This is a genomic window from Rhizobium sp. NLR22b, from assembly GCF_019685295.1.
Lineage (GTDB): Bacteria > Pseudomonadota > Alphaproteobacteria > Rhizobiales > Rhizobiaceae > Rhizobium.
In genome coordinates this window covers 392,118-403,091 of the sequence record NZ_JABDWM010000003.1, presented here as the reverse complement: position 1 = coordinate 403,091, position 10,974 = coordinate 392,118, and the positions used below count along the sequence as shown (strand labels likewise).

Annotated in this window: 9 protein-coding genes; all 9 read left to right on the top strand. The window is 61.2% G+C overall.

The genetic code is table 11. The annotated features are described in order from the left end of the window. Positions 1-444 precede the first annotated feature (444 nt). The 9 genes from HJC00_RS08030 to HJC00_RS07990 all read left to right on the top strand — a co-directional run bounded on the left by HJC00_RS08030 (position 445) and on the right by HJC00_RS07990 (position 10,946). Positions 445-783: a hypothetical protein gene (locus tag HJC00_RS08030; protein ID WP_085779272.1), complete on the top strand. Its 339-nt coding sequence runs from the start codon at positions 445-447 to the stop codon at positions 781-783. 138 nt (positions 784-921) lie between these two features. Next, entirely contained in the window at positions 922-1,128 is a 207-nt protein-coding gene (locus tag HJC00_RS08025) for a hypothetical protein (RefSeq protein WP_064804680.1), read from the top strand. Between the two features lie 157 nt (positions 1,129-1,285). Further along, entirely contained in the window at positions 1,286-2,089 is an 804-nt protein-coding gene (locus HJC00_RS08020) for a pseudouridine synthase (protein ID WP_210629988.1), read from the top strand. Beyond that, positions 2,086-2,799, top strand: a complete 714-nt coding sequence (locus tag HJC00_RS08015; RefSeq protein ID WP_221163828.1) for a phosphoribosyltransferase — start codon at positions 2,086-2,088, stop codon at positions 2,797-2,799. The genes HJC00_RS08020 and HJC00_RS08015 overlap by 4 nt, the downstream gene beginning before the upstream one ends. A gap of 139 nt (positions 2,800-2,938) precedes the next feature. After that, positions 2,939-4,681, top strand: coding sequence for an SLC13 family permease (locus HJC00_RS08010; RefSeq protein ID WP_221163827.1), 1,743 nt, complete (start codon positions 2,939-2,941; stop codon positions 4,679-4,681). A gap of 85 nt (positions 4,682-4,766) precedes the next feature. Then, positions 4,767-5,711, top strand: coding sequence for a phosphoribosylaminoimidazolesuccinocarboxamide synthase (locus tag HJC00_RS08005; protein WP_221123021.1), 945 nt, complete (start codon positions 4,767-4,769; stop codon positions 5,709-5,711). A gap of 106 nt (positions 5,712-5,817) precedes the next feature. Continuing rightward, positions 5,818-6,420, top strand: coding sequence for a TetR family transcriptional regulator (locus tag HJC00_RS08000; RefSeq protein ID WP_210629985.1), 603 nt, complete (start codon positions 5,818-5,820; stop codon positions 6,418-6,420). Between the two features lie 158 nt (positions 6,421-6,578). After that, entirely contained in the window at positions 6,579-7,787 is a 1,209-nt protein-coding gene (locus HJC00_RS07995) for an efflux RND transporter periplasmic adaptor subunit (RefSeq protein WP_221146497.1), read from the top strand. Positions 7,788-7,835: 48 nt separating this feature from the next. Further along, positions 7,836-10,946, top strand: a complete 3,111-nt coding sequence (locus HJC00_RS07990; protein WP_210629983.1) for an efflux RND transporter permease subunit — start codon at positions 7,836-7,838, stop codon at positions 10,944-10,946. Positions 10,947-10,974: the final 28 nt, after the last annotated feature.

Genomic DNA, 10,974 nt, shown 5'->3' with positions numbered 1-10,974 from the left:
AACACAAACCAGCAATCGCCAATCCGCTTGAGTTTCTTTAGAACGAAAGACTTCGTCGCCAGCAGCGCCGCCGCCCTCGTTCAGTGAGTGGGCTTATAGAACCTTCCCCTTTTCTAAGTCAACTGCCATTCCAAAAGTTTTTTGACATTTTTGTAACAGGCTGATTTGACTGCTATTTTCTCCAGGTTCCTTATCCACAGGCGGCGTTTTCGCGACAAATTTCCGAAGTTTTCTTTATCGGCTGGTCAAAAAATCCTCGAATTGCCACCCGTCACCGGCGAAAGATCGCGTGAAAACAGAGCTTTGAGCCAATTTATAGTTAATCGAGGATTAAATTGACGCCGGCCGGCGAGCTTTAAATTTCCGTCACAAATCAGCAGCTGCAATTTCGGAACCTATCACCGTTTGAGGTGTTGTCTTTCCCATTGAAGGAAGGAGACCGACATGGCTGCCAACACCGATGACATCAGAGCATCTGTCAGCAAGGACATCGCTGCGCTCCAGCAGGAAGTCTCTCGTCTGCAGAAGATGATTTCCGCCCAAGGCGCCGAGGCCTATTACGAAGTCCGCGGCCGCGCCGGCAAGGCCTACGATGAAGCCCTGCCCCGCGCCAAAAACGCCGTCGCCCAAATCCGGGCCGAAGGAGCAGCCGCTGCGGGCGCCGCCCGCGAGCATGCGGCCGCAACGACCACCGCACTGGTGCTTGCCGGGGCGGTCGGCTTCCTCTTTGGCTACCTGCTGTCCGGCAATTCACAGCCGCAGCCTCGCCATTGGTGGCACTAAACCCTCAATCCGCCCAGGAGCCGACTTTTTTACGCACTCCGCCGATCAATCTTTGGCAGGGTGCGTAAATGCTTATGTCTCAGAAAAACCAATTTTTAATGCAAGGGGTGGAACATAAAAACGAAAGGGAGGACGACAATGGAAAACAAGAGGGCCAATTGCATCATTGAAGTCAGCGTCGACGGCGTCAACGGCCGTTACGCGGTCGGCATCATGAATATGCGTCAGGCGCTCGAGCTGCCGGAAATGCCAAGCCTGTCCTATACTCATCCCGACCCGGCGAAAGCCGCTGCCGGCATCGTCGTCAGCCGCAAGGAGCTCGCCGGCTTCATGGCCTGCCGCTAAGGCGGCGCGAGCGACAGGTTTTTCGCCCAGACGGCGCTTTATCCGAGGCGCTGACGTCGTTTTTGCAACCCCATCATTCCCTGGTTTTAGTTGTCATGCTGGCATCGTTGTGCGGTTCGTGCCAAGAAGCGGCATCGAGGCTGGACAGGGATGGCAGATGAGGGATCGGCGCCCATCACATAAGACGCGCGAGCGGCTGAAGCCTGCCGCCGACACGGCAGGCAAGCGGGTCACCCTTCCGCGCGCCCTTTCCAAACTCGGCTATTGCTCCCGTACCCAGGCCGAACGGCTGATTGCCGAAAGCCGCGTGGCCGTCGACGACCGTATCGTCAGCGATGCCTCTGCATGGGTCGATCTTTCGACGGCGAGGATCAGTGTCGACGGACTTGTCATCGCTGCAGAGGCGAAAATCTATCTGATGCTCAACAAGCCACGCGGGCTCGTCACGACCCGCCATGACCCCGAGGGCAGGCCGACGGTCTATGATTGCCTCAAGAATTTCGACATCCCGCACCTCTCTCCGGTCGGCCGGCTCGACAAGGCAAGCGAAGGCCTGCTGCTTTTCACCAATGACACCGAGTTCGCCCAGACCCTGCTCGATCCGATCACCCATGTGACGAAAACCTATCATGTCCAGATCGACCGCCTCATGGACGACGAGGAAATTGCCGCTATGACATCCGGCATCCGCCATGACGGCGAGTTGCTGACGGCAACCGCCACACGACGCCTGCGCCAGGGCGACAGGAACTCTTGGATCGAGGTCGAGCTCGATGAAGGCCGCAATCGCCAGATCCGCCGTATGCTGGAGGCGCTCGGCACCGAATGCTTGCGCCTTGTGCGGGTCGCCATCGGCGGGCTCGAACTCGGGGAACTTCCAAAGGGCGCCGTGCGTGCGTTGACAGAGGCAGAGTTGCAGGGGTTGCGTCGACGAGCCGGCATGGAAAGGGCGAGACGTTGACCGATGTGCCGGAGATCGAGCCGCATGAATTCTGGCAGGAGATCCATCCGCCCGGCACCTTTCCCGACGATCGGGAATTCACCACCTTCTATGTCGCCACGCTGGAAGACGGCCGCCAGCTTCGCCTGCCGATACGCGTGTTGGCAGATGGCGATCACGCCCTCGCTTCGCTGATCGTCAACCAGGCGAGCTTCGCCGTCCTCGACGCGTTGGCCGACGGTCTCGCCGAAAAGATCAGACCCATGGGCGTCGATGTCGTCGCCGGCCTGCCGACGCTCGGCTTGACGCTTGCCGCCGCCGTTGCGCAGAAGCTCGGCCACGGCCGCTACGTCCCTCTCGGCACCTCGCGCAAGTTCTGGTACCGCGACGAACTCTCCGTTCCTCTGTCTTCGATCACCACCCCGACACAGGACAAGCGCCTCTATATCGATCCGCGCATGCTGCCGCTGCTGACCGGACGGCGCGTCGCCCTGATTGACGACGTCATTTCCAGCGGCGCCTCGATCGTCTCGGGCCTTGACCTGCTGACGGCCTGCGGCATCGAACCTGTCGTTATCGGCGCGGCCATGCTGCAATCGGAGCGGTGGCGCGATAGCCTCGCAGCCGCCAGGCCGCAGTGGGTCGCGCGCATCCGCGGTGTCTTCGCAACGCCCCTGCTGGAGCGGAATGCCGGGGGTCGCTGGCAGGTTTCGGCCCGATCGAAGACATGAGATTGTTCAATTTTTGCCGGCTGGCGCCTCTGTACAGCAGATGAGGAACGACTACAGTCCGCCCAAGGCAGTCACCCGGAAATCTGCAGCGGTTCCGGTACAGCGACATACCCCCATCGATGAAACACCGGATCCGCCCATGTCGTTCGAGCAAGCATCCCTGCTGATCCTTCTGCTGGCGATGCTCATTCTCTTCTCGCTCGAGCGCATACGCATCGAGGTGACTGCGATTGCCGGCCTGCTCGCCGGATATGCGCTCGGACTTTATCCGGCCGACCAGATCTTCGCGGGCTTCGCCAGCCCCGTCGTTATCACCGTCATCGAAATCCTGCTGATCGTTCAGGTGCTGGCGCGCGCCAAACTCTTCAACAACCTCGCTGCGCGTGTCGCGGCCGCAAGACCCTCGAACTTCAAGATCATATCAGGCGCTTCCTCGCTTGCCGGCGTTCTTTCCATCTTCATGAACAATATCGGCGCCTTTGCAATCACCTTGCCGGTGGCGCTGCGGCTCGGCGTGGCACTCTCAATCCCCCGCCGTCAGCTCGTCATGCCCATCTCGTTTGCCGCCCTGCTCGGCGGCCTCGTCTCGCTGATCGGCACGCCGGCCAACCTGCTCGTCAGCGACGCGCTTGCCAAGACGTCCGGTGCGCGCTTTCATTTCTTCGATTTCAGCTATGTCGGGCTGCCAGTCGCAATCGCCGGCATCCTGCTCATCGCCGTTCGGGTCCGATACTTGTTTCCGGAACCTGACGCAGTGCCGGCAACGCTCGCCCAGGGCTCGCGGCGCATCGTCGTCGAACGTCGCATTCCGGATGCTTCGCCGCTGATCGGCACACGGCTTTCCGTGTGTCTGACCCGCTTCGGCATCAAACCGCACGCGCTGATCCGTAACGGCAATTTTGTGTTTGGCCCGCTCGACCAGTCGATGGTCTGCGCGGGCGACGTGCTGCTTGCCGAAGGCGCCGATGACATCTTTGCCGGCCTTGCCGCCACACAATCCCTGGTGGCTGATGCCCATCTGGACGGTCCGCCGCCGGATTTTACCCGGGTCGAAACCGTCGTCATGCCCGAAAGCACGCTGGTGGGTTCGCGCATCAGCTCGCTCGAAGTCTTCCACCATCGCGGCATCGCAGTCACTGCTCTTTCCATGCGCACACCGCGCATCGAAGGCCGCTTTCTCGATCTGCAACTGTCGATCGGCGATATTTTGACGCTGGAAGGGCCGCGCTCGGCAATCGCCGAAGCGCTGGAGGAAAGCGAGTGCCTGCCGCTTGCTCCGACAGCGTTAGCCGAACCGGCCATCCTCTCCTGGCGGCCTTTCGCATTATTTGCCTGCGGCGTCGCGGCGTCGGCGGCGGGCCTGCATCCCGAGGTCGCTTTTGCGGGTGTCGTCCTCGTCCTCGCTTTGCTCAATCATCTCAACATCCGGCAGGGGATGGCCGACCTCAACTGGCCGATCATCATCATGCTCGCGGCGATGATTCCGATCGGCCAGGCAGTGGCCAGCACCGGGGCGGCCGAAGCCATTGCCGGCTGGCTGAGCCTCATCGTGCCGGTTAACCATCCGCTTTCCGGCATCGCCCTCATCCTCTTCCTCGCGATGGCGCTGACGCCCTTCGTCAACAACGCGACCGTCGCAATCGTGCTCGCCCCGATCGCACTCGAATTTGCGAAGATCGGGCGGCACGCACCCGACGCCTATCTGATCGCGGTCGCCGTCGGAGCCTCGCTCGATTTTCTGACGCCCTTCGGCCATCACAACAACACGCTGGCGATGGGCGTCGGCGGCTACCGCTTCAGCGACTTCCCGCGGGCCGGCTGGCCGCTTGCCGTCGCAACTTACGGCCTCGCTCTGTTTCTTCTGGTTCTGTTCTGGCTGTGATGCCATAGTCGGCTCGGCTTGAACTTCGCCGGTAATGAAACTAGAGCAGGAAGCCTTCAGCCAAAGACAAGGACAGTCGAACGCCGTGCGAATCCTCTCCGAAGCCCATTTCCCGGAACTGCCGAACTACTATCGCGGCAAGGTGCGCGAGAATTACGACCTTCCCGACGGACGCCGCATCATCGTCAGCACTGATCGCCTCAGCGCTTTCGACCGTATTCTTACCTGTATTCCCTATAAGGGCCAGGTGCTGACGCAGACCGCACGTTACTGGTTCGAGGCGACGAAGGACATTTGCCCGAACCATGTGCTCGACTATCCCGATCCGAACGTGGTCATCGGCAAGCGGCTCGACATCCTGCCGGTTGAAATCGTCGTGCGCGGTTATCTCGCCGGCACCACCGGCACCTCGATCCTGACCCTCTATAAGAAGGGTGAGCGGGAGATGTACGGCATGCGTCTGCCGGACGGTATGCGCGACAATCAGATCCTGCCGGAACCGGTCATTACGCCGACCAGCAAGGAATTCGACGGAGGCCATGACGAACCGCTGACGCCTGCCGAAATCGTCACGCGAGGACTTCTGACCAGCCACCAGTGGGAAACCTTGTCGAAATATGCGCTTGCGCTCTTTGCCCGCGGCCAGGAAATGGCCGCGAAGCGAGGCCTGATCCTCGTCGATACCAAATATGAATTCGGCACCGATGGCGACGGCAACATCATCCTCGCCGATGAGATCCACACGCCGGACAGCAGCCGCTACTGGCTTGCCGACAGCTACCCGGCAAGCTTTGCCGCCGGAAAGCGGCCGGAAAGTTTCGACAAGGATTTCGTCCGCGCCTGGGTGGCGGAGCGTTGCGACCCCTACAAGGATGAAATCCCTGAAATCCCAACCGAACTGATCGAGCAGACCTCGGCCGTCTATATCAGGGCCTACGAGGCGATAACCGGCGAGCGTTTTGTTCCCGACAATAGCGGCGAGACGCCGCTTGCCCGTGTCCGAAACAATCTCGCCCGCTATTTCCCTTGAAAAGGCGACACGAGAGCCGCCGGGCCTTGCATCGGCTTGGCAGTTTTCGCTGAATAGCGCTAGCATCGGCAAAAAGGGATACCGGGCGCGGCCCGGCGGGGGACGGATGGTAAGAAGGCCGAGACGCAAGGCCGAGGAAACGCGACAGGACATCCTCTCCATGGCGGAGATGCTGTTTCGCGAACGTGGCTTCGCCGCGGTGTCGATCGCCGATATATCAGGCGCGCTGCACATGTCGCCCGCCAATGTCTTCAAGCATTTCCGTTCCAAGGTGGCACTGGTCGATGCCATCGCCGGGCGACATCTCGACAATGCCGCCGAGCGTTTTGTCCCTCTCGACCAGACCATGCCCGCGAAAGAGCAACTGCTTCGCTTCGTCCTGCGCCTGCTGGAGGGCCATCTGCAGGATATCCAGAAGAGCCCTTACATCTTCGAAATGGTGCTTTCGACCATCGAAGCCAAACTCGAAGCCGGCAATCGCTATCGCGCCCGTATCGAGGAGAAAATCGGCGAGATCATCCGCAAAGGCATGGTGGAAGGACGTTATCATTGCCGCGATCCCGAGCGTGCGGCGCAGACCGTCGCCGATGTGCTTGCCTGCGTGCTGCACCCTGTCCTCATCGTCCGCGACGACAAGGAGACGCTGGTGCATCGTGCCGAGGAAATCGTCGGCTTCGTCGATGCCGCACTGCAAAATAGCGCTTGCTAAGTGACGGTTGCTGACTTACGTCACTTCGTAAAGCTTTTGTTAGACTCGGGATTATGGCATTTGAGGCCAAGCTCATCCTGACGCTTACATAAGCCTGCGCTCGGCCCGGCCGGGCCCGTGGATCGAACGGCGATTGCCACCGCATGAGGGAATTCAGAATGATTCGGCGTGCCGTCCTCATCTCCTCGGCCCTGCTGGCCGGCGCATTGCTTGGCGCCTGCAGCGACAATGCCGGCAAGCCCGCGGGCAATGCCGGCGCGGCCGCGCAGCAGGCGATCCCCGTCGGCGTGATCGCCTTGACGAAGGCGAATTTCCCGATCACGACAATTCTTCCTGGCCGCGCCGAAGCTTTCCAGACGGCCGATATCCGGCCGCAGGTGAGCGGCATCATCCGCGAGATCGCCTTCAAGGAAGGCGGCGAGATCAAGAAGGGCGACCTTCTCTATCAGATCGAGGATGCGCCCTATATCGCCGCCGTCGAGCAGGCTAAGGCGGCCATCTCCAAGGCCGAGGCGAGCGTGCCGAGCGCTGAAAGCAATCTCGAACGCTACCAGCGCCTCGTCGGCAGCGGCGCCACCCAAATCGAATACGAGACGGCGAGAACGACGCTTCTCCAGGCGAAGGCCGAGGTCGAGGCGGCAAAGGCTGCCCTTTCCGCGGCACAGATCGACCTCGACCATACGAAGATCGTCGCGCCCTTCGACGGCGTCATCGACCAGACCGCCTACAATATCGGCAACGTCGTCTCGGCCAACCAGACGACGGCGCTGACGACGATCCGGCAGCTCGATCCGATCTATATTTCGCTGACGGAATCGAGCACCAACCTGCTGAGGCTGCGCGATGCGATGGCCGCCGGCGATATCAAGGGCGCGGAGAATGTCGCCTTCCACCTGATCCTTGAAGACGGCAAGGAATATAATCAGCAGGGGAAGCTCGACATGTCGAAGCAGGTGGTCAGCGAGACCACAGGCACCTTCATCATCCGTGTGCTCTTCCCCAATCCCGATCGCATCGTCCTGCCCGGCATGTATGTCCGCGCCACGGTCGCGCTCGGCGCCGAAACCGGTTATGCGCTGCCGCAGCTGGCGACGAGCCGTGACGCCAACGGCCGGTTGACGGCGCAATTCGTTTCCGCCGACGGCAAGGTCGAAACCCGCGCCTTCGAGAACAGCTCGCCCTCTAATAATTCCTGGCTGGTAACCGAAGGCATCAAGGACGGCGATCAGCTGGTCGTCACCGGTCTGCAGTCGGTCACGGCGGGCATGCCGGTGAAGCCGGTTCCGATGGAGATCAACGACAATGGCGTGGTCGTGGCTGCCGAGCAGCCCGCGGCCGGTGACGCTGAGAAGCCCGCAGCGAAGTAATCGCTGCGAGGCCGCATCGTCACCGTCTCAGCCGCACAGGAACAACCAATGGCCAAGTTTTTCATCCGACGTCCGATTTTCGCCTGGGTCATTGCGATCACCATCATGCTCGCCGGCCTGCTGGCGATCTTCACCCTGTCGATTTCGCAATATCCCGACATCGCCCCGACGACGGTGCGCATCAACGCCACCTATCGCGGCGCCAGCGCCGAGACCGTCGAAAAATCGGTAACGACGATCATCGAAGACGGCATGACCGGCCTGGACGACCTCACCTATATGACTTCGACTTCGTCGACCGGATCGGCCAGCATCCAGCTCACCTTCGGAACCAGCATCGATCCCGACATCGCCCAGGTGCAGGTGCAGAACAAGCTGCAGCTGGTCCAGTCGCAGCTTCCGGGCGACGTTATCGATGCCGGCATCAGCGTGACGCGCTCGACTTCGAGCATTCTCCTCGTCGGCTCGCTCGTTTCAACTGACGGCAAGCGCAATTCGGTCGATCTCGGCAACATCATGTCGACCTCCATCGAGGACCAGATCCAGCGCCTGGAAGGCGTGGGCAGCATCAACGTCTTCGGTTCCGGATACGCCATGCGCATCTGGCTCGATCCCTTCAAGCTGGTGAAATACCAGCTGACGCCGAGCGACGTCACAGCAGCGATCCAGGCGCAGAACACCCAGGTCTCCGTCGGTTCGCTCGGCGCCCAGCCGACGATCCCCGGTCAGCAGCTCAATGTCACCATCACCGCGCAAAGCCAGCTCACCACCGTCGCCGACTTCGAGCACATCATCCTGAAGGTCGAAAAGGACGGCGCGACGGTGCGCCTGAGCGATGTCTCGCGCATCGAGATCGGTCAGGAAAGCTACGGCGGCAGTTCGCGCTACAACGGCCTGCCTTCGAGCGGTTTCGCCGTCAACCTCGCAATCGGCGCCAACGCCATCGATACCGCCGCACGCGTTCGATCCGCGCTCGATGTCATCGGCCGCACCTTGCCGGAAGGTGTGAAGATCACCTATCCCTATGACACGACGCCCTTCGTGGAGCTGTCGATCGAGAAGGTCGTGCATACACTGATTGAGGCAATCGTGCTCGTTTTCGTGGTGCTGCTCGTCTTCCTGCAGAATCTGCGCGCCACGCTCATTCCGACCATCGCCGTTCCGGTGGTGTTGCTCGGCACCTTCGGGGTGCTGGCGGCCACCGGCTATTCGATCAATACCTTGACGATGTTCGCCATGGTTCTGGCGATCGGCCTTCTCGTCGACGATGCGATCGTCGTCGTCGAAAACGTCGAGCGCATCATGTCCGAAGAGAAGCTTTCGCCGCTCGAAGCGACGGAGAAATCGATGGGCGAGATCACCGGCGCCATCGTCGGCATTGCGCTCGTGCTGACCGCCGTCTTCATTCCGATGGCCTTCTTCGGCGGCTCGACCGGCATCATCTATCGCCAGTTTTCGATCACCATCGTCTCGGCCATGCTGCTGTCGGCGCTCGTCGCCATCGTGCTGACGCCGGCGCTCTGCGCCACGATGCTGAAGCCGGTCAGCGAACACGGGAAACACCGCGTCGGCGACTGGTTCAATCGCAACTTCACGCGCTCGACCAACGGCTATGTCTGGACTATCGGCTATCTCTTGAAGCGGCCGATCCGCGTCATGCTGGTCTTCCTTCTCGTCGGCGCCGGCTGTGCCTATCTTTTCACCCGGCTGCCGAGTTCCTTCCTGCCGCAGGAAGATCAGGGCGTGCTGCTGACCATCGTCACCACGCCGCCAGGCTCGACCACGCAGCAGACGCAGGCCGTCGTCGAGAAGGTGGAGCACTATTATCGCGAGAAGGAGAAGGATGCCGTCGAGTCCGTCTTCGGCGCACTCGGCTTTGGCTTCAGCGGCTCCGGCCAGAACAGCGCCATCGTTTTCACCAAGCTCAAGGATTTTTCGCTGCGCACCGATCCAAATCTGAGCGCTCAGTCGGTCGTCAACCGGGCCCTGCGCAGCTTCTTTGCGATGCGCGAGGCACAGGTTTTCGCGCTCCTGCCGCCGGCGATTCAGGGCCTCGGCGTGTCGAGCGGCTTTTCCATGTATCTCGTCGATACCGGCGGCCACGGCAGCGACGCGCTGACGGCTGCTTCCAAGCGGCTGATCCAGATGGGCAACAGCTCGGGTAAAATCGTGGCGCTGCGCAGCAGCAACAAGGAAGTCGAGCCGCAGATGCGCATCGTGCTCGATCAGGAGAAGATCGGCGCCATGGGCGTCGACATCGCCTCGGTCAATTCGATGTTGTCGATCATCTTCACCGGCCGCGACGTCAACGACTTCACCCTGAACGGCGAGATCAAGCCGGTCTACGTCCAGGGCGACGCGCCCTTCCGCATGCAGCCGGACGATCTTAATCACTGGTATGCCCGCAACACGGCCGGCGAGATGGTGCCCTTCTCCGCCTTCACCAAAACCGAATGGGTGAAGGGCGCACCTTCGCTTGCCCGCTTCAACGCCGTCAGCGCCATTCCGCTCGATGGCGCCGCCGCGCCCGGCGTGTCATCCGGCGATGCCATGAACGAAATGGAAGCGCTGACCGAGCAACTCGGCGGCGGTTACACCGTCGCCTGGCAGGGCATTTCCTACCAGGAGCGCCTTTCCGGCTCACAGGCGCCGATGCTCTATGCAATCTCGGTTCTCGTCGTCTTCCTCTGCCTGGCAGCGCTTTACGAGAGCTGGTCGATCCCCTTCTCGGTAATCATGGCAGTGCCGGTCGGCGTCCTTGGTGCTCTGGCGGCGGCAACACTCTTCGGCCAGTCCAACGATGTGTATTTCAAGGTCGGCTTGCTCACCACGATCGGCCTGGCGGCGAAGAACGCGATCCTGATCGTCGAATTCGCCAAGGATCGCACGGAAAGCGGCATGGGGCTTTTCGAGGCGACACTGGAGGCGGCGCGGCTGCGCCTGCGGCCGATCATCATGACATCGCTTGCCTTCATTCTCGGCGTCGTGCCTCTGGCGATCGCTACGGGCGCGGGCTCGGCGGCCCAGAACGCTATCGGCCTCGGCGTTCTCGGCGGCATGCTGTCGGCAACGATGCTCGGAATTTTCTTCGTGCCGTCCTTCTACGTCGTCATTCGACGCATCTTTGCCACACGCGACAAAAATGCGGCAGGAGTGTGATATAAATGCACTGTGATAATGCTGTTCC